This window comes from Plantactinospora sonchi (assembly GCF_036422035.1).
GTDB lineage: Bacteria > Actinomycetota > Actinomycetes > Mycobacteriales > Micromonosporaceae > Plantactinospora > Plantactinospora sonchi.
In genome coordinates, this window is the sequence record NZ_JAZGQK010000033.1 from 66464 (window position 1) to 84620 (window position 18157).

Consider the following 18157-nt stretch of genomic DNA (forward strand, 5'->3'; position numbering starts at 1 on the left):
CGGCCGTCGGCCCGGTCCCGGAGCCGGCCGTCGCACCGTCGTCGGCGTCGCGGCCCGACCCGGTCGACGCGGCGGCGCCGGCACCTGCCGCGCCCGCGCCGGTTCCGGTCACCGTCCGCCCCCCGGCCTCCGTGGCCTCGGGATCCGGCGTGGTTTCGAGACGTGGTGCGGCAAGCGTCACAGTCGGCGGAGTCTACAGGAGTATGTCCGGGGTCCCGGGCGCCTGGGCTGCCGGTTACCGCTGGGCGAGCGGGCGTGGCGGTGGCTCGGCGTGGCGGGCCGACCCGATCGGTCCACCTTTCCCGGGTGACGCCCGGCGGGCGTCCGAGATCTCGTAGGATGTGGCATCTGTAGTCAGCTGAGGCGGATCGGGGGCACAGAGGTGGGCTCAGTCCCTCGTCTCGGGATGACGCGGCTCGGAATCACCCGGCTCGGGATGACGCGGCCGGGGGCCACGCGGTCCGGGCTGAACCGGCGCCGGTCCGCCGGGCCCGGTCGGGCCCGGCTCGGGCTGACCGGTGTGGCGCTGGCGGCGGCTCTCCTCGCGGGCGGATGCGGCACGATTCCGACCGAGCCCGCGGTGGCGCTGCGGGTCGGCTACGACACGCTGGACGGCACCCTGCCGGTGTGGCCCGCCCGGGGCGGCCTCGCCACCGATCCACAAGCGACCGCCGCCGTCGCGAAAGCGGTCGACGAGTGGCGCTCGCCGGTGAACGACCGGGTGCATCTGCCGACCTCGGGCATCCTCTGGCTCGGCGAGCTCGACGGGGCCCGGCTCGCGGTCGTCGCCGCCGACGTACCGGGCGAGTCGGCGTCGTGGCTGCTGCAGTTGACCGCCGACGGCGACCGCTTCACCGTGGACCGGGCGGTCGAGTACACCGAGCCGGGTTACCTGGTCTACTCCGACGTCCTGCCGCTGCAACTGCCCTCCGGACGGCGCTACCTCGTGTCGGCACGGGTGGACCGGCTGCTCGGGCCGAACCGGGACCCGCTGCCCGTCACCGACGGACTGACCGGCCCGGTGCCGGTACCGTCCTGCGCCGCGGTCACGGTCACCGCCCGGCTGCGTCCCAGCGAGTCGCTGCCGAACGGCAAGGCCGCCGAGCGTCTCCTCGACCTCGGCACCGGCACGCCGGGCCCGCGTTACCCACTGATCGGCGACGACACCGGGTCGGGCAGCCGGGCCCTGGCCGGCCTCGACACCTGTGGACTCGGCGCCCGGACCGGACCGTTCGGCAGCATCGCGCACCGCGTACACGACAAGGCGAGTCCGGAGTCGGTGCCGGCGTCCTGGCCGATCGACCGGGTCGCGACCCGGACGCTCGGCGAGGTCGACCTGGACGGTGCCGGCACTCCGGCCCGGCTCGACGAACTCACCTGGCGCACCGACGAGGGGATGATGACGGCCGCCGTCATCCGCCCCGCCGGCGGTCCGCCGGCGGTGTCGGCCGCCGACCGGGTCGAGCCACTCCAGCTGTACGTCGTGCCGCTGGCCCGCCCCGTCGTGGTGCTGACCTGGAAGAACACCACGGACAGCAGTCTCGTGCCGCCACCCGACACGGTACGCCGGGTCGACCGGCCCGGCCTGGCGGTGCTGGACAAGCCGGCCACCCGGGCGACGTTCACGCTGATCGCCCCGGACAAGACCACCCAACGCTCGGTCAGCCCCAACTGACCGTCCCCGTCCCCTGCGCCGCCTGTCCCCCACCGGGGTCGGCCACCGCTGTCGGCCGTCCGGGGTCGACCGGCTGGCGCGGGGGTGCCCGGACCGGCGTGACGACCGACGAGGGGCCCGGCCTGACCGGCCGGGCCCCTCGGACTTGTTCGGTACGGGTGGCCGCCCGGAGGCGACCGTTCGGATCGGTCAGCCGCGGCCGTTGCGCCCCTTGGTCACCCGCTCGCCGTTCGACCCGCCGTTGGCCCCCATCCGGCCACCGTTGGCGTCGCCGTTCGCGGCGGCCCGGACCGGGGTGATCGACTCGTCGTCGAGCCGGGACACCCAGCCGGTAACGTCACGGGCCACGTCCTGGGCGGTCAGCCCGAAGTCGGCGAGGATCTGCGCCCGGCTGCCGTGCGGCTGCCAGACCGACGGCACGCCGAGGTCCCGCAACGGCACCCGTACGTCGGCGTCCCGCATCGCCTTGGCCAGCGCGTCGCCGACACCACCGGCGCGTACGCCGTCCTCGACGGTGACCACCAGCCGGTGCGCGCCGGCCAGGGTGACCAGCTCGGACGGGACCGGCCGGACCCAGCGCGGGTCGACCACGGTGACCCCGTAGCCCTGCTCCGCCACCCGGGCGGCCACCTCGACGCCGAGCTGCCCGAAGGAGCCGACCGCGACCAGCAGTACGTCGGTCCGGGCCGACTCGGCCAGCACGTCCACCCCGCCGGAGACCGAGTCGGTGGCGGTGACCCGGCGGATCGCCGGCAGGTCGGCGGCGATCGAACCGGTGGGGAACCGCAGGATCGTCGGCCCGTCCTCGACCGCGACCGCCTCGCGCAGCTCGTCGCGGAGCGTGGCGGCGTCCCGGGGGGCGGCGATCCGCAGCCCGGGCACCACGCCGAAGACCGACATGTCCCAGATCCCGTAGTGGCTCGGCCCGTCCGGGCCGGTGATACCGGCCCGGTCCAGCACGAACGTCACCGGGAGCTTGTGCATCGCGACGTCGAGCAGCACCTGGTCGAAGGCCCGGTTGAGGAAGGTGGCGTACACGGCGACCACCGGATGCAGGCCACCCATCGCCAGGCCGGCGGCCGAGGTGGCGGCGTGCTGCTCGGCGATGCCCACGTCGTAGACCCGCTCCGGGTATTTCCGGGCCAGCGTGGAGATGCCGGTCGGCTCCGCCATCGCGGCGGTGATGCCGACGATGTCCGGCCGCTCGTCGGCGATCGCCACCAGCTCGTCGGCGAAGACCTGGGTCCACTTAACCGAGGGGCCGGCCAGCAGTTTGCCGGTCTCCACGTCGAACGCGCTCGGGCTGTGCAGGCAGTCGGCGTCGTCCTCCTCGGCCGGGCGGTAGCCCAGACCCTTCCGGGTCACCGCGTGCACGATCACCGGGCCGCCGAAGCCCTTGGCCCGACGCAGCGCCGACTCGACCGCGGCCACGTCGTGCCCGTCCACCGGGCCGAGGTACTTGATGCCGAGGTCCTCGAACATCGCCTGCGGTGCGACCGCGTCCTTGATGCCCTTCTTGACCGCGTGCAGCACCTCGTACATCGGCTTGCCGACCAGCGGGGTCGAGCCGAGCGCCTCCTTGACGGTGTCGAGGACCTTCTCGTAGCCGGGGTTGAGCCGCAGCGTCGACAGGTGGTCGGCGAGCCCGCCGATGGTCGGCGCGTACGACCGACCGTTGTCGTTGACGACGATGACCAGCGGATTGCGGGCGGCGGCGATGTTGTTCAGCGCCTCCCAGCACATGCCGCCGGTGAGCGCCCCGTCGCCGACCACCGCGACCACGGTGCGCGACTCGCCGCGCAGCGCGTACGCCTTGGCGAGCCCGTCGGCGTAGGAGAGCGCGGTCGAGGCGTGCGAGTTCTCGATCAGGTCGTGCTCGCTCTCGGCCCGGCTCGGGTAGCCCGACAGGCCACCGCGCTGCTTCAGCTGGTCGAAGCCCTCCTGCCGGCCGGTGAGAATCTTGTGGACGTACGCCTGGTGGCCGGTGTCGAAGAGCAGCCGGTCCCGGGGCGAGTCGAAGACCCGGTGCAGGGCGAGGGTCAGCTCGACGACGCCCAGGTTGGGGCCGAGGTGTCCGCCGGTGCGGGAGACCTTGGCGACCAGGAAGTCCCGGATCTCCGCGGCGAGCAGTGCCAGCTCCTCGGCCGACATCCGCTTGACGTCCTGCGGGCCGCGTACCGCGCTCAGCATCCGTCCGGTGGGAATGGTCTCCTCCTCCACGGTCATGCCGTCACCCCGCCCCGCTCGGCAGGAGTATCGGGCCGCACGGCGGTGGGCTGGCTCAGTCGCTCCCTACGCAGGCTCATAGCCGCTGAGTCTATCGGGACCGCCGGAGCCGGAGCCGGGCAGCCGATCCGGGGACGCCGGATCGGGGGATGGCACCGGTCGTGCCGTCGATCAGCAGAGTCCCGTTGACCGGACGGCCCGACGTCGCGGACAGTTGGCACATCGGTACGGCGAGTGGCCGGGCGTACCTCCACCGAACGACCGAAAAATCGGGCAGAAGCCCCCAAGGGCCGTAGGATGGCCGGTAACCCCACCCTCCCCTAAGGTCTGCCATGCCGCCTGCCGATCTTCCCCAGGATCCCGCCGCCTTCCACGGCCGACGCTCCGCCGTCTCCGGCCGGTACGCCGCCGGACAACTGCTCGCCGCGATCGTCGTCCTGATCGTTGCCCTGCCTCTGCTTCCGCTGATTCTGCTGATCGTCGCCTGGATCCGGCTGCGGGACCGGGCCGCCGCCCGGGCCACCCGCCGCGATTCGGAGGCGGCCTCCACCCGTGCCGGTATGCCCGCGCCCGCCGCACCCTGACCCGGTCCGGCTGATCGCGGCGGTATTTGTGTTGCCGACAGCGTCCCGCGTCCCGTTGAGTTGTCCTGACGATCAATGGCAGGCGAACACGGGGAGCCGCGGTGTCCAGGTTCAGCGTTCGTGACACAGATCTGCGGGCTGTCAACTCGATGACCAAGTACCCGTCGATCCCGACCTACCACACACTCGACCCGCGCGACGGCGGTCTGCTCGACGGAACCGTACCGTTCACCGGGCGGGTCAGCCTGACCGAGAAAGTCGACGGCACGAACGGTCGGATCGTCTCGCTGCCGGACGGTAGCTACCTGATCGGCAGCCGGGAGGAGTTGCTGCACGCCCGGGGTGACCTGATCGCCAATCCCGCCCTCGGCATCGTCGACGCGCTGCGTCCGATCGCCGAGCGGCTGCCGCCGGTGGACGGGGACCGGATCGTGGTCCGCTACCTGGAGGTCTACGGCGGCAAGGTGACCGGCGCCAGCAAGCACTACACCGCGAGCCGCACGGTCGGAGCCCGGCTGTTCGACGTGGCGGTCCTCGACGACTACGCCGACCTGCTGGACTGGCCGGCGCAGCGGCTCTCGTCCTGGCGTGAGGGCGGCGGCCAGCGGTTCCTGGACGAGTCGGCGCTGCTGGCCACCGCCGGGGTCGAGGGGTTGGAGATCGTGCCGCGGCTCGACGTACTCGAGGCGGCGGACCTGCCGACCGACCTCGACAAGACGTACCAGTTGCTCCGGGAGTACCTGCCGGAGACCCGGGTGGCACTGGACGGTCCGCCGGGACGGGCGGAGGGCATCGTGCTGCGGTCGGCCACCCGCTCGGCGATCGCCAAGGCCCGGTTCCAGGACTACGGGCGGACGCTGAAGCGACGCGGCGCGCGGTAGGTGGTCGAGGCCGTTCGCCGCCACGGTCCGGGGACCTCGGGCAGGGCAGGGCCGGTCGACGGTCCCGCGCCGGTGCCGACCAGCCGGGCGGCACAGGCTGTGGCGTCCCGGCTCGCCGCGTCGCCGCCGGGTCCGAAACACCACGCCGGAGGAGTGGACTGGTCATGGGGTGTGACATCTGGTCGTACGCGGAGGTCCGCGTCCGGGGTGAGTGGCGGTGGACCCGGGACCTGTTTCCGGACCGAGCGGACGAGAACGACCGTGACGAGGTGTTTCCGGAACGCGACTACCGGCTGTTCGGCTTCCTCGCCGACGTACGCAACCGCTCACGCTCGCCGGTGATCGCCAGCCCGCGAGGGCTGCCGGGTGACGTGTCGCCGGGCCTGCGTGTCGAACATGACGCATGGGCCTGCGACGTACACCACGCCTCGTGGCTGACCCTCGCCGAACTGCTCGGCTACGACTACGACCAGGTGATCTGGGACCGGCGCGTCACCCGTGACGGAGACGGTGCCGCCCTGGCCGTGGAGGGCGAGGGTGCGCATCTGACGCTGCGGGACTTCCTGGGGCGGCGGTACTTCGATCGGCTCGCCGCCCTGGCCAGCCTGGGTGACCCGGCGGATGTTCGGATCGTCTTCTGGTTCGACCACTGAACGGGGACGCCTCGTCGCGGCCGGTCCGGCCTCATCGGCTATCCGGCAGGGACCAGCAGGGCCACCAGTTCGACGTGCTGGGTCATCGGGAAGAGGTCGTAGCCCCGCAGCGCGGCGAGCCGCCAGCCGGCGGCCCGGAACGTGCGGACGTCCCGGGCGAAGGCGGCCGGGTCGCAGGCCACGTAGGCGACCGCGCGCCGGGTGGCGGCGACGACGTCCCGGACCACCGCGGCGCCGGCCCCGGCCCGGGGCGGATCCAGCACCACCAGGTCCACCGGGCCGATGATCCGCCGCCGGGCCAGCGCGGGCCCGACCGACGCCCGGACGAACTCGACCCGGGGCAGGTCGCGCAGGTTCTGCCGGCCGGCCTCGACCGCCGCCGGCGCCGACTCGACCACGGTGACCCGACCGGTCGGTCCGACCCGGCCGGCCAACGCCGCCGCGAACAGGCCGGCCCCGCCGTAGAGGTCCCAGGCCGACTCGCCCGGTCGCGGATCCAGCAGGTCGAGCACCGCCGCCGCCAGGGTGTCGGCGGCGGCCGGGTGCACCTGCCAGAACGACTCCGGCGGCAGCCGCCAGGTCCGGCCGACGGCCTGCTCCCGTACCGTCTCGGCCGCCGGCACACCGGCGCCCGGCGCCCCGTACGGCCGTGCCGGGTCCGGCTCCGGAGACGACCCGACGACGTGCGACGGTCCGGTCCGGACGTCCGGCTCGGCCAGGTCGCCGCCGGCGCGCAGGCCGCCGTCCCGCAGGGCGCGGACCACCACGTCACCGCCGGTGGAGGCGATCGTCTCCACCGCGTCGGCGTCCGGCCACCGACGACCGTCGGCGGACAGGACCGGCAGTTCCTGGATCGCCGGGTGGGCGATCAGGCAGCGGTCGATCGGGACCACCTCGTGCGAGCGGTGCTTGAGCAGGCCGGCCCGACCGGCGGCGTCGACGGCGTACCGGACCCGGGATCGCCAACCGAGCGGGCCGCCGGGCAGCGCGTGCACCTGGACGTCCAGTTCGTCGACCTCCGCCGGGGTCAGGCCACCGAGGCGGAGCAACTGCTCGCGGACCACACCCGCTTTCCAGGCCCGCTGCGCGTCCGGTGCGACGTGCTGCAGGTCGCAGCCGCCGCACCGGCCCGGCCTGGCGTACGGGCAGGGCGGCTCGACCCGCTCGGGCGCCGCCTCCAGTACCTCGACCGCGTCGGCCCGGAGGAAGTCGCGGCGTATCTCGGTGATCTCGGCGACGACCCGCTCACCGGGCAGCGCGTGCCGGACGAAGACCACCCGGCCGTCGAGTCGGGCCACACAGTGTCCGCCGTGCGCCACCGGACCGACGGTGAGCTCGACCCGTTCCGCCTCGCCCGGGCCGGACGGGTCGGCGGGACGGGACCGCGCGCCGGCACCACCCGCCAGGTCGGCGACGCTCATCGCGGCCCCGCCTCGTCGTGGCCGGGGGCCGGTGGCGGATCGTTGACGTCCCGGTCGGGTCGGCGGGACGGCGCGACCAGGTCGCCCAGGGTGGCGCCGCGCGGCCCCCGGGCCGGTCCACGGCTCAGCGTGGCGTCGAACCGGTCCAGGTTCTTCCGGGCGCTGGATTCCAGCTGCCAGGGGACGCTGGTCACCATCACCCCCGGCTCGAAGAGCAGCCGCCCCTTGATCCGCAGCGCGCTCTGGTTGTGCAGCAGGTTCTCCCACCAGTGGCCGACGACGTACTCCGGGATGAAGACCGTGACCACGTCGCGCGGTGACTCGCGGCGGGCCGACGCGACGAAGTCGAGGATCGGCCGGGTGATCTCCCGGTACGGCGAGTCGATGACGGTCAGCGGCACCCGGATCCCGTGCCGTTCCCAGTCCGCCTGCACCGCCCGGGTGTCGGCCTCGTCCACGTTGACGGTCAACGCGGTCAGGGTGTCCGGCCGGGTGGCCTTGGCGTAGGCGACGGCCCGCAGGGTCGGCTGGTGGACCTTGCTGACCAGCACGATGGCGTGGTTGCGGGCCGGCAGCACCGGGCGGCCCTCGGGCGGCGTCAGCTCGGCGGCGATCCGGTCGTAGTGCCGTCGGATGGCGAGCATCGTCACGTAGATGACCGCCATCGCGGCGATCGCGATCCAGGCGCCGAGCAGGAACTTGGTGAGCAGGACGATCACCAGGACGGTGCCGGTCAGACCCATTCCGAAGGTGTTGATGGCCCGGGACCGGACCATGCGCCGGCGGGCCTGCGGGTCCCGCTCGGTGCGCAGCAGCCGGTTCCAGTGCCGGATCATGCCCGCCTGGGAGAGCGTGAACGAGACGAAGACGCCGACGATGTAGAGCTGGATCAGTCGGGTCACCTCGGCCTGGAAGGCGACGATCAGCAGGCTGGCGGCCACCGCGAGGAAGACGATGCCGTTGGAGAACGCCAGCCGGTCGCCCCGGGTGTGCAGCTGCCGGGGCAGGTAGCGGTCCTGCGCCAGGATCGAGCCGAGCACCGGGAAGCCGTTGAACGCCGTGTTGGCGGCGAGGAACAGGATCAGCGCGGTCGCCCCGGCGACCACGAAGAGCAGGACGTTGTCCCCGAAGATCGTCTGGCCGAGTTGGACCGTGACCGTCTTCTGCACGTAGTCGGCCGGTCCGTGCTCCAGCTGGCGGGCCGGATTCTCCATGAACTGCAGGCCGGTCAGCCGGGACAGCCAGATGATGCCCAGGATCATCACGATCGCGACCGAACCGAGCAGCAGCAGCGTGGTGGCGGCGTTGCGGCTCTTCGGCGGTTTGAACGCGGGCACGCCGTTGGAGATGGCCTCGACGCCGGTCAGCGCGGCGCATCCGGAGGAGAAGGCGCGCAGCAGCAGGAAGAGCATGGCGGCGGCGGTCATGTCGGCGTGTTCGGCGCTGACCACCAGGTCGGCGCTGGGGGCCCTGAGGTCGTGGCCGAGGACGAAGACCCGGACCAGGCCGGTGAGGATCATGCCGATGATGACGATCATGAAGCCGTACGTCGGGATCGCGAACGCGGTGCCGGACTCCCGTAGCCCGCGCAGGTTCACCGCGGTCAGCAGGATGACCGCGGTGACCGCGATCATCACCCGGTGCTCGGAGACGAACGGCAGCACCGAGCCGAGGTTGGCCACACCGGACGAGACCGAGACCGCGACGGTCAGGACGTAGTCGACCAGCAGGGCGCTGGCCACCCCGACGCCGAACTTCGGGCCGAGGTTGACCGTGGCGACCTCGTAGTCACCGCCGCCGGAGGGGTAGGCGTGCACCGTCTGCCGGTAGCTCGCCACCACGGTCAGCATCACGACCACGACGGCGAGGGCGACCCACGGCGAGAACAGGTAGGCCGAGGTGCCGGCGATGGAGAGGGTCAGCAGGATCTCGTCGGGGGCGTACGCGACGCTGGAGAGCGCGTCCGAGGCGAACACCGGCAACGCGATGCGCTTGGACAGCAGCGTGTGCTGCAGCTTGTCGGACCGGAAGGGTCGGCCCAGGAGCAAGCGCTTCAGCAGCGAGGCGGGTCTAGCCACAAGGGGTAAGGGTACGGCTGCCGCGGTGGGCCGACCGACTGGCGGGCCCGATCTTCGAGAGTGAGCCGGCTTACACCGGATGTTCCCGATGAAACGGGTATATTCCGGCGGATCATCGGATCCGCTGAGCCCGGTCGGGCGGACGGGTAGGTCGGGCGGCGCCGGGGACGGACCACATGGCACGCTCATGGTGAGCCCGTCAGACGGCGGCGGGCCGGTCGCGCGGTCACCCGGGAGGACGTACGTGCACGTCGTGATCATGGGCTGCGGACGGGTCGGCTCGTCCCTCGCCGACAGTCTGGAGTCGCGCGGCCACTCGGTGGCCGTCATCGACCAGGACGCGGACGCGTTCCGCCGCCTCGGTTCGGACTTCGGCGGCATCACGGTCACCGGCGCCGGTTTCGACGGTGACGTGCTGCGCCAGGCCGGCATCGAACGGGCCGACGCCTTCGCCGCTGTCTCCAGCGGCGACAACTCCAACATCATCTCCGCGCGGCTGGCCCGGGAGACCTTCGGCGTCTCCCGCGTGGTGGCCCGGATCTACGACCCGAAGCGGGCGCAGGTCTACGAGCGGCTCGGCATCCCGACCGTCGCCACCGTCCGGTGGACCGCCGACCGGATCGTCCGGCACCTGGTGCCGGAGGGACACGTGGAGGTCTTCCGCGACCCGACGAGCACGGTGTCGATCATCGAGGTGCCGCTGCACGACGACTGGGTCGGCCGGCCGCTGCGCGGGCTGGAGGAGGCGACCGGCGCCCGGGTCGCGTACCTGACCCGGTTCGGCATCGCCACCCTGCCGACCGGCTCCACCGTGCTGCAGGAGGGTGACCAGCTCGCCATGCTGGTCACCGACGACATCGCCGACCAGGTGACGAGGGTGGCCAGCCTGCCGCCGGAAGGAGGGCGCTGACAATGCGGGTCGCCATCGCCGGCGCCGGCAACGTGGGCCGCTCGATCGCCCAGGAACTGATCGACAATGGCCACCAGGTGATGTTGATCGAGCGGAAGCCGAAGATGCTCCGCCCGGAACGGGTACCGGCCGCCGAGTGGATCCTGGCCGACGCCTGCGAGCTGACCAGCCTGGAGGAGGCCGACATCGCCAGTTGCGACGTCGTGGTCGCCGCGACCGGTGACGACAAGGTCAACCTGGTGGTCTCGCTGCTGGCCAAGACCGAGTTCGCCGTGCCCCGGGTGGTCGCCCGGGTCAACCGCGCCGAGAACGAGTGGCTCTTCACCGACCAGTGGGGGGTCGACGTGGCGGTCAGCAAGCCACGGGTGATGGCCGCACTGGTCGAGGAGGCGGTCACCGTCGGTGACCTGGTCCGGCTGATGACCTTCCGTCAGGGAGAGGCGAACCTCGTCGAGATCACCCTCCCGCCGACCGCGCCGTACGTCGGTCACCCCATCCACGCCGTACCGCTGCCCCGCGACTCCGCCCTGGTCGCGATCCTGCGCGGCAAGCGGGTACTGGTGCCCAGCCCGGACGATCCGCTGGAGGCCGGCGACGAACTGATCTTTGTCTGCACGGCCGAGGTCGAGGACGAGGTGCGTGCGGTGATCCTCGGTCCGGACAGCGTCGAACGGACCCGGCGCACCAACTGACCCCGGCCCCGCTCGACCGGTGACGGTGGCGCCGCCGGTCAGTGGGGGACGGTGGCGGGTACCGCCGGCTCCCGCCGGTTCACCCGCCGGACGACCCAGATGGTGATCACCAGCAGCAGGGCGTACGGCGGGTAGCCGAGCAACAGTCGCGCGGCGCCGAGCGCCGTGGTCATGTTCGCCACGTAGAGGGCGTGCTGGGCACCGACCTTGAGGATCCAGACCACGCCCCAGAGCACGGTGAGCCAGGTGAACGTCCGGACCAGTCGTGGATTCTGCCGCCACTCCGAGCGTCCACCGGCCGCGATGATCGACCAGATCCAGCCGACCAGCGGTTGCCGCAGCGCGGCGGAGCCGAGCAGCGCCGCGCCATAGGCGTAGCCGTAGAGGATGCCGGGAAGGTAGAAGTCCCGTTCGTCACCGGTCCGCCAGGCGATCAGGGCGCCGACACCGATGCCGAACAGGCCGTTCACCGCGTGCCGGATCGGCCGCCGCTGGGCCAGCCGCAGCCCGGCGATCGCCACCGCGACCGCCACCGCGGCGATCACCGCGGGCCGCAGCTCGCCGATGATGTTGACCACCACGAAGACGAGCACCGGGATGCTGGACTCGACCATCCCGCGCCAGCCGCCGAGCTGCTCGGCCATCTGCTCGGTCAGGCTGGGGAGCGGTTCGTCCGGTCCGGTCCCGCCAGCGTGCGGCGTGCGCTCCGTCTTGTCGGTTCGGGGCTGTCCAGCTGTCATCTGGGCGTCTTCCGGTCGCGGCTGGCGTCACCGGTCGACAACCTCATCGCGGCAGCTCCAGCTCGTAGTACGGGTTGTAGATGACTTTACGGTCATCCCGGACGGCCACGCGACCACGAGCCGTCAAATGCCGCCCCGGTTCTATGCCGGAAATGTGTCGACGCCCCAGCCAGACCAGCGTCACGATGTCGCTGCCGTCGTAGAGATCGGCCTCGAGGGTGGGCAGGTTGGTGCGCGGGGTGTAGACCACCGTGCGCAGCCGCCCCGACACGCAGACCACCTGGCCCCGGGTGCACTGCCGGGCCGGCATGCCGCCCACCTCGGCGCTCTCCCGCTGCAGCTCCTGCGCCTCGATCTCGGCCTCGCTCGCGGTCAGCCGCTGCAGGAAGCCTCGCAACGACGTCCGGCCCTGGTCGGTCGCCATGACCCGGTGTCACCCTCCCCGACGCGCCACGTCGGCGCGTCCACTCGACACGGCTGGTCGACAGCCGTCCCGCAAGCGTACGCCCGATCAGGTCCGGCCGTTCGGCGCGGCGGGCTCGTACCGGCCCTCCGGTCGCCCGGCACCGGCTCCCCCGCGCTGCCCGCCGCCCCGCGTCACGGGGCGGCGCACCGCGGCGTACGAAGCCCGACCGGTCACCGCCCCGGGCGAGCCGGACGGCACCCAGCGACGGTCCGCGTCCCGGGGCGGCATCCGGCGTCAGGCGGAGTTGCCGCGCCGTGGTGTCTGCCGACCCGAGACCGTTCCGTTGACCGCACCGTCCGGCACCGGGGCGGCAGCCTCCGCCGTCCCGTCGGCGGCGTTCCCCGGTTCCCTCGGCAGCCGCAGCGGCAGCGGCTCCCGCACCGGCTTGGCCTCCTTGCCCCGGTCGACGACAAGCCCGTCCAGGCACCCGGTCAGCGCCCGGGCGGCCTCCGGGTCACTGGCGGCCCGTCCCTGGAAGACCCCCTGGACCATCCAGCGCGGCCCGTCGACGCCGACGAAGCGCAGGTCGGCGACACCGCCGTCCGGGGTGCGTACCCGGGCCCTCAGTTCGGTGCCGTAGTCGCCCTCGTTCTCCTCGGCCACCACACCGTCGGCGGCCAGCGAGGTCCGGATCTCCTCCCGCCACTCGTCCCAGATGCCCTCGGATCGTGGCGCGGCGAAGACCCCCAGTTGCAGGGCGCTCTCACCGTGCACCAGGACGACCTGCTGGATGACGCCGTCGGGATTGGCCTGGACCCGCACCTCGACGTCCGGCACGGCCGGGATCTGCAGGCTGCCCAGATCGAGTCGGGGCAGGTCGGGGAAGTCCTCGGCGCTGTCGTACGGACCACCTCGGCGCCGGTCGACCCCGGTCTCGGCGGGAATGTCCTGGGTGTCGGCCGTCGGCTGGTCCGACCGCTCGTCGCGGGCGTGTCGCCCACCGCCGCGTCCTCGGGAGAAGATCATCGTGCTTACCTGCTACCTCTCGTTCACGGCTGCGGGACGGGCCGGTGTCACCGGCGGGTGGGACCACCGCGGACGGTGACAACCGCCACGGAAGCGCGTGCGCACGGTCACCGGCGGACCGCCCCCTCAGTTTCCTGGCTCGGGTCGTGGGCGGCGACCAGCTCGGCGTGCCCGCCGGTCGAGCCGTGCCCGTTCTCCCCGCGTACGGCGGCGGACAACTCGTCAACCATCCGGAACTCCGCCCGCTCCACCCGCTGCACCACGAGTTGCGCGATCCGGTCACCTCGGGAGATCTTCGCCGGGCGGGCCCGGTCGTGGTTGATCAGGTTGACCAGAATCTCGCCGCGGTAACCGGCGTCGACCGTACCGGGCGCGTTGAGCACCGTCACACCGAGCCTGGCCGCGAGTCCCGAGCGGGGATGGACCAGCCCGACGTACCCCTCCGGCAGGGCGATCGCGATCCCGGTACGGACCAGTCGCCGGTCGCCCGGCCCGATCTCGACCTCCTCCGCGGCCACCAGGTCGGCTCCGGCGTCACCGGGATGGGCGTACGACGGCAACGGCAGGTCCGGGTCGAGCCGCCGGACCGGTACGGGCACCACGTGTGTCACGTTGTCACTCTCCTGGCAGGTTCCACGGAGCCATCTGACGGTCGTCCCCCCATCCTGCCGGGTCAACCGGTCGCGCCGCGCCGTACCCTCACAGCGTGGCCCCGACGAGTCCTGATCCCGCCGTCGCAGATCCCGCCGCCGCACCCGCCCGGGCCGGGTACGCCGAGCGGTTGAGTCTGCCGTGGTGGCTGTGGCTGGCCGGCATCGGGGTGGCCGCGCTGCTCGCCCTCGAACTCTGGCTCGGCGGGACAGGTGTCCGGGCCTGGTTGCCGTTCGCGGTCCTGCTGCCGCTCGCCGTCGTCGGGCTCGGCTGGCTCGGTCGGATCCGGGTCGCGGTACGCGACGACGAGTTCCTGGTCGACGACGCCCGGCTGCCGCTGCGGTTCGTCGCGGACGTGCTCGCCCTGGACGCCGCCGGGCGGCGCGAGGTGCTCGGGGTCGGCGCCGACCCGCTCGCCTTCGTGGTGCAGCGTCCCTGGGTCTCCGGCGCGGTACAGGTGGTGCTGGACGATCCGGCCGACCCGACCCCGTACTGGGTGGTCAGTTCCCGTCATCCGGTACGGCTCGCCGAGGCCATCCTGGCGGCCCGGGACGCGACACCCGGCGACGCCTGACCGCGCCGGCCTTCCGCTGGATCCCGCCGACCCACCACCTGGTGACCCCGGCCGTCAACCACCGATCGCCGGAGGGTGCTGGCGCAGGTCCTCCCGGATCCGGTTGCCGAGCCCACGGGTGGCCCGGCCGTTCAGGAAGGCCGCCACCGCGGCTCCGGTGAGGAACGGCCCGAGCGTGGTCAGGTTGCGTCCGAACCGCCGCAGCAGCCGGTCCCGCAGTTCGTTGCGGGCCGCGGTACCGAGCACGGCACCGACGCCCACCCCGGGCAGCAGCGGGTTGACCCCCCGTTGCGCCGCCCAGGACCGCAGCAGCATCGTCGCGCGCTGGCCGGTGGCGCCCGGCAGTGCTACGCCGTACGCCTCGTGCAGCTCGCCGATCAGCTTCAGCTCGATGGCGACCACGGCGACGGTCTCGGCGGCCAGCAGTACGGGCGCCGAGAGCAGTGTCGGGGTGGCGACCCACTCCACCGCCGCCACGCCGCCGCCGGCCGCGCCGACCCCGGCGGTGGCCCGGGTCGCGTTGCGCACCAGGCGTTCGGCGAGCACGTCGCCGTCCAGACCGTCGAAGTGCCGCAGCAGCGTCTCCCGGTCGCGGATCGGCACGTGCGGGGCGATCTCCGCCACCACGTCGGTCAACCAGCGCAGGGCCGCCTTGGGCTTGAGCAGCCGCACGCCGCCGCGGGCACGCACCTGGTCGACGAGCCGGCCGAAGATCCTCCGGCGGCCCGCCCGGTCGAGTTCGTCGTCGGCGAGCGCGGCCACCGTCGTACCCAGTTCTTCGCCGTTCGCGGGCGGCGGCGTCGTACCGGGGTCGCCGTCGGCGGACGCCGGTACGGACGGTCCGGACCGGGCGGCCGGTGTCGGTACTGTGCTCCGCCCAGCCGGTGTCGGCGAAGCGGACCGGTCGGCCGGATCCGGCGAAGCGGACCGGTCGGCCGGTGCCGGACTCTGCGGTGCCGGGTCGGAACGGCTCATCGTGACCTCCAGCGCGTGCGCGGACCGCCGTCGAACCACGCGGATCGAGTCAAGCAGTTACCCACCCGCACCGCACGTCAAATCGTCCGCGGCGACCCCCGTCCGCGGAGGCCGCCGCCCCTCCCCCCGAGGAACTCAGGCGCACTCGCGGCAGATCAGATCGCCGTTGCGTTCCACCGCGAGCTGGCTGCGGTGGTGCACGAGGAAACAGCGCGCGCAGCGGAACTCGTCCGACTGCATCGGCAGCACCTTGACGGTCAGCTCCTCGTCGGCCAGGTCGGCACCGGGCAGTTCGAAGCTCTCGGCGACCTCGGCCTCGTCGACGTCCACGGCGGCCGACTGTGAGTCGACCCGCCGAGCCTTGAGCTCTTCCAGGCTGTCCTCGCCGAGGTCGACCTCGTCGCGACGCGGGGCGTCGTAGTCGGTGGCCATCGGTTTCACTCTCCCATATCGATATAGTCGCTTCCGGTTGTAACGCCGGAAGACGCTGTTTCGGTTCCCGCTGGCCGGCCGTCACTTCCGGTTACCCGCCCCGGCGCATGTCCGGATCGCGGGCCGCCGGGCGGAACTCCCCCGCCGAGCGGGGTACCTTACCCCCCTTCAGGCGAGGCATGTATACCGTCCCTGCGGCATGCTTGTACGTCCGAGCGCCCGGAGTTGTTCCCAATGTGACTCAGGCGACACGAAGATAGGGTCAGTGGTGGGCCGATCGTCGTCGGCGCGCCGACGGATCCGCCGGTTTCCACACCCGGTCGGACATCGTCCGGCGCCCCCGGCATACTCGGTAGCCAACGACGGCCGACCGGCGTCGGTTGGCCGGTATCTGTCACAGACGAGCTTCGGGGAGCCAACTAGATGAGTTTCGCGCGCGTCCGGGCCCTCGTCGTCGTCGGCGTGCTCGCGGTGATCGCCGTGGTCTTCGTCGCGGTCACGCTGGTCCGGGACACCCAGGCGGGCAAGGACGCCGCCAGTGCGTGCCCGCCCGGCGCCAAGCTGGCCGACACTCGACTGCGGTTGAACAAGGACATCAAGATCAACGTCTACAACGCGACCGACACGCAGGGGCTGGCGAACTCGGTCAAGACCGATTTCCAGAACCGGCAGTTCCAGGTCCTCAAGTCGGGCAACGAGCCGAAGAACAAGGGTGTCGACGGCATCGCCGTACTGCGGTTCGGCCCGAAGGGCCTCGGCTCCTACCACGTGCTGAAGGCGTACTTCCTGAACGACGCGACGCCCGAGTTCCAGATCGACCGCACCGACGACGTGGTGGACGTGGTGATCGGCAGCGACTTCAAGCAGCTGGCCACGATCACCGAGGTCAGCCAGGCACTGGCCCAGGGCAGCGGCGGACCGCAGCTGCCGGACGGGACCTGTGCCGACCCGAACCTGACCTGAGCCGGTCCGGTTGTCCCGCCGCCCCGGGCAGGCACCGGGCGGCGGGACAACGGGAACGGGCCGGGATCCGACGGCGGTCGCCGGCCTGCGGGCCGACGCCGACCCGACGCCGAACCGGGAGTCGGCGGACGGCCGCCGCGCCACTGCCGGGCCGGACGTCGGGAAGTCGACGCCGAGCCGTCGGTCACGTCACGGCCCGCCGGCGGCACCGAGCCGGGCCAGGTGGTCGTGCAACGGCCCGAACAGCGCCGGTGGCGCGGCGATGAGCAGATCCGGCCCCGCGGCGACCCCGGCCAGGCCGGCGACCCGCAGACCGGCCTCCGTCGCGATCAGCCCACCGGCCGCGTGGTCCCAGAGGTTGAGCCCCCGCTCGTAGTACGCGTCGACCAGACCCTCGGCCGCCATGCAGAGGTCGAGGGAGGCGGCACCGAACCGACGGATGTCCCGGACGTACGAGATCAGCTCACCGAGCACGCCGGCCTGGTACGCCCGACGCGCCGGGTCGTAGCCGAAGCCGGTGGCGACCAGCGCCTGGCCCAGATCACTCTCGGTCGAGCCGTGCAGCCGCCGGCCGGCCCGGTGGGCTCCCCCACCCCGGGTGGCGGTCCACTCGTCACCGGTGACCGCGTTGCGCACCACCCCCGCGACCACCTCACCACCGACCTCGGCCGCCAGCGAGACCGCGTACTGGGGTAGTCCGTACAGGTAGTTCACGGTGCCGTCGATCGGATCCAGGATCCACCGTACGGTCTGCGGACCGGCCGCCGCGGAGCCGGCGGAGTCGCCGTACTCCTCGCCCAGCACGGTGTCGTCGGGCCGGAGGTCCCGCAGCGCGGCCACCACCTCCCGCTCCACCGCCCGGTCGGCGGCGGTGACCACGTCCGTCGCGGTGCTCTTGGTGGTAATTCCCGACACCCCGTCGGCGCGCATCCGTCGCGCGGTGTCCGCCGCCTCCCGGACGACCTCGACCGCGACCTTCAGCAGTTCCTCCGGAGCCGGAGTACCCACCCGCATGTTGTCCCCTTCCCGCACGCCTGTGACGTGCTGGCCCGACCGCGAGTATCATCCTTACAAAGTCCACACATGTATCGAGTCGGTAGCCCCCGACCGCCTCTCCGGCGTGCGGCGCGGGATGATCGCCGCAGACGGCGTTACAATTCACGCCTGCCCACGCGCCACGGACCGCCGAGCACCGGCCGGCCCGGGACACGGGGGTTCCTCAACCACATCGGCCCGGCACGACGCTTCGCGCTGCGCCGGCCGAAACCGG

Annotated in this window: 18 protein-coding genes; 8 read left to right on the plus strand and 10 right to left on the minus strand. The window is 72.6% G+C overall.

Features of this window, described 5'->3' with window-relative positions; genetic code table 11:
• Positions 1–406 precede the first annotated feature (406 nt).
• The gene (locus V1633_RS31210) at positions 407–1675 is read left to right on the plus strand and encodes a hypothetical protein (protein ID WP_331217893.1); all 1269 of its coding nucleotides are present in this window, start codon (positions 407–409) and stop codon (positions 1673–1675) included.
• 189 nt (positions 1676–1864) lie between these two features.
• On the opposite strand, the gene dxs is transcribed toward V1633_RS31210, so the two are convergent.
• Positions 1865–3901 carry a 1-deoxy-D-xylulose-5-phosphate synthase gene (dxs, locus tag V1633_RS31215; protein ID WP_331217894.1) on the minus strand — a complete coding sequence of 679 codons (2037 nt, stop codon included), beginning with the start codon at positions 3899–3901 and terminating at the stop codon, positions 1865–1867.
• Between the two features lie 332 nt (positions 3902–4233).
• Between dxs and V1633_RS31220 the strand changes: the two genes are divergently transcribed.
• The 3 genes from V1633_RS31220 (at position 4234) to V1633_RS31230 (ending at position 6019) form a co-directional block, all read left to right on the plus strand.
• Positions 4234–4485 (plus strand): hypothetical protein, encoded by a 252-nt coding sequence (locus V1633_RS31220; RefSeq protein ID WP_331217895.1) that lies wholly within the window; start codon positions 4234–4236, stop codon positions 4483–4485.
• Between the two features lie 101 nt (positions 4486–4586).
• A complete protein-coding gene (locus tag V1633_RS31225; protein WP_331217896.1) occupies positions 4587–5366 on the plus strand; it encodes an RNA ligase family protein in 780 nt (259 codons plus the stop codon).
• 164 nt (positions 5367–5530) lie between these two features.
• Positions 5531–6019, plus strand: a complete 489-nt coding sequence (locus V1633_RS31230) for a hypothetical protein (RefSeq protein ID WP_331217897.1) — start codon at positions 5531–5533, stop codon at positions 6017–6019.
• Between the two features lie 38 nt (positions 6020–6057).
• Here V1633_RS31230 and V1633_RS31235 read toward each other — a convergent pair whose 3' ends face one another.
• Both V1633_RS31235 and V1633_RS31240 read right to left on the minus strand, forming a co-directional pair.
• On the minus strand, positions 6058–7440 hold the full coding sequence (locus V1633_RS31235) for a class I SAM-dependent RNA methyltransferase (RefSeq protein WP_331217898.1): 1383 nt from the start codon (positions 7438–7440) through the stop codon (positions 6058–6060).
• Complete coding sequence (locus tag V1633_RS31240) at positions 7437–9518, minus strand: APC family permease (RefSeq protein WP_331217899.1); 2082 nt, start codon at positions 9516–9518, stop codon at positions 7437–7439. Before V1633_RS31240 ends, V1633_RS31235 begins: the two co-directional genes overlap by 4 nt.
• Positions 9519–9762: 244 nt before the next feature.
• Here V1633_RS31240 and V1633_RS31245 point away from each other — a divergent pair, with 244 nt between their 5' ends.
• Both V1633_RS31245 and V1633_RS31250 read left to right on the plus strand, forming a co-directional pair.
• Positions 9763–10428 (plus strand): potassium channel family protein, encoded by a 666-nt coding sequence (locus V1633_RS31245; protein ID WP_331217900.1) that lies wholly within the window; start codon positions 9763–9765, stop codon positions 10426–10428.
• Positions 10425–11120, plus strand: a complete 696-nt coding sequence (locus V1633_RS31250) for a potassium channel family protein (RefSeq protein ID WP_331217969.1) — start codon at positions 10425–10427, stop codon at positions 11118–11120. Before V1633_RS31245 ends, V1633_RS31250 begins: the two co-directional genes overlap by 4 nt.
• A gap of 38 nt (positions 11121–11158) precedes the next feature.
• Here the strand turns inward: V1633_RS31250 and V1633_RS31255 are convergent, their stop codons facing one another.
• The 4 genes from V1633_RS31255 to dut form a co-directional block, all read right to left on the minus strand.
• Positions 11159–11860 (minus strand): DUF3159 domain-containing protein, encoded by a 702-nt coding sequence (locus V1633_RS31255; protein ID WP_331217901.1) that lies wholly within the window; start codon positions 11858–11860, stop codon positions 11159–11161.
• A 43-nt stretch (positions 11861–11903) separates the two neighbouring features.
• Positions 11904–12284, minus strand: a complete 381-nt coding sequence (locus V1633_RS31260) for an OB-fold nucleic acid binding domain-containing protein (protein WP_331217902.1) — start codon at positions 12282–12284, stop codon at positions 11904–11906.
• Between the two features lie 276 nt (positions 12285–12560).
• Positions 12561–13292: a DUF3710 domain-containing protein gene (locus V1633_RS31265; protein ID WP_331217903.1), complete on the minus strand. Its 732-nt coding sequence runs from the start codon at positions 13290–13292 to the stop codon at positions 12561–12563.
• A 107-nt stretch (positions 13293–13399) separates the two neighbouring features.
• Entirely contained in the window at positions 13400–13903 is a 504-nt protein-coding gene (gene dut, locus V1633_RS31270; protein WP_331217904.1) for a dUTP diphosphatase, read from the minus strand.
• A 95-nt stretch (positions 13904–13998) separates the two neighbouring features.
• On the opposite strand from dut, the gene V1633_RS31275 reads away from it, so the two are divergent.
• Entirely contained in the window at positions 13999–14517 is a 519-nt protein-coding gene (locus V1633_RS31275) for a DUF3093 domain-containing protein (RefSeq protein ID WP_331217905.1), read from the plus strand.
• A 54-nt stretch (positions 14518–14571) separates the two neighbouring features.
• On the opposite strand, the gene V1633_RS31280 is transcribed toward V1633_RS31275, so the two are convergent.
• Entirely contained in the window at positions 14572–15492 is a 921-nt protein-coding gene (locus V1633_RS31280) for a hypothetical protein (RefSeq protein WP_331217906.1), read from the minus strand.
• A gap of 135 nt (positions 15493–15627) precedes the next feature.
• A complete protein-coding gene (locus tag V1633_RS31285; protein ID WP_101370510.1) occupies positions 15628–15924 on the minus strand; it encodes a DUF4193 domain-containing protein in 297 nt (98 codons plus the stop codon).
• Between the two features lie 423 nt (positions 15925–16347).
• Between V1633_RS31285 and V1633_RS31290 the strand changes: the two genes are divergently transcribed.
• On the plus strand, positions 16348–16887 hold the full coding sequence (locus V1633_RS31290) for a LytR C-terminal domain-containing protein (RefSeq protein ID WP_331217907.1): 540 nt from the start codon (positions 16348–16350) through the stop codon (positions 16885–16887).
• Positions 16888–17076: 189 nt separating this feature from the next.
• Here V1633_RS31290 and V1633_RS31295 read toward each other — a convergent pair whose 3' ends face one another.
• Complete coding sequence (locus V1633_RS31295; protein ID WP_331217908.1) at positions 17077–17901, minus strand: inositol monophosphatase family protein; 825 nt, start codon at positions 17899–17901, stop codon at positions 17077–17079.
• Positions 17902–18157 lie beyond the last annotated feature (256 nt).

Coding starts and splice junctions, on each gene's coding strand:
- V1633_RS31210 (WP_331217893.1), top strand. CDS start 407: ATGACGCGGCTCGGAATCACCCGGCTCGGGATGACGCGGCCGGGGGCC.
- dxs (WP_331217894.1), bottom strand. CDS start 3,901: ATGACCGTGGAGGAGGAGACCATTCCCACCGGACGGATGCTGAGCGCG.
- V1633_RS31220 (WP_331217895.1), top strand. CDS start 4,234: ATGCCGCCTGCCGATCTTCCCCAGGATCCCGCCGCCTTCCACGGCCGA.
- V1633_RS31230 (WP_331217897.1), top strand. CDS start 5,531: ATGGGGTGTGACATCTGGTCGTACGCGGAGGTCCGCGTCCGGGGTGAG.
- V1633_RS31235 (WP_331217898.1), bottom strand. CDS start 7,440: ATGAGCGTCGCCGACCTGGCGGGTGGTGCCGGCGCGCGGTCCCGTCCC.
- V1633_RS31255 (WP_331217901.1), bottom strand. CDS start 11,860: ATGACAGCTGGACAGCCCCGAACCGACAAGACGGAGCGCACGCCGCAC.
- V1633_RS31260 (WP_331217902.1), bottom strand. CDS start 12,284: ATGGCGACCGACCAGGGCCGGACGTCGTTGCGAGGCTTCCTGCAGCGG.
- V1633_RS31265 (WP_331217903.1), bottom strand. CDS start 13,292: ATGATCTTCTCCCGAGGACGCGGCGGTGGGCGACACGCCCGCGACGAG.
- V1633_RS31280 (WP_331217906.1), bottom strand. CDS start 15,492: ATGAGCCGTTCCGACCCGGCACCGCAGAGTCCGGCACCGGCCGACCGG.
- V1633_RS31285 (WP_101370510.1), bottom strand. CDS start 15,924: ATGGCCACCGACTACGACGCCCCGCGTCGCGACGAGGTCGACCTCGGC.
- V1633_RS31290 (WP_331217907.1), top strand. CDS start 16,348: ATGAGTTTCGCGCGCGTCCGGGCCCTCGTCGTCGTCGGCGTGCTCGCG.
- V1633_RS31295 (WP_331217908.1), bottom strand. CDS start 17,901: ATGCGGGTGGGTACTCCGGCTCCGGAGGAACTGCTGAAGGTCGCGGTC.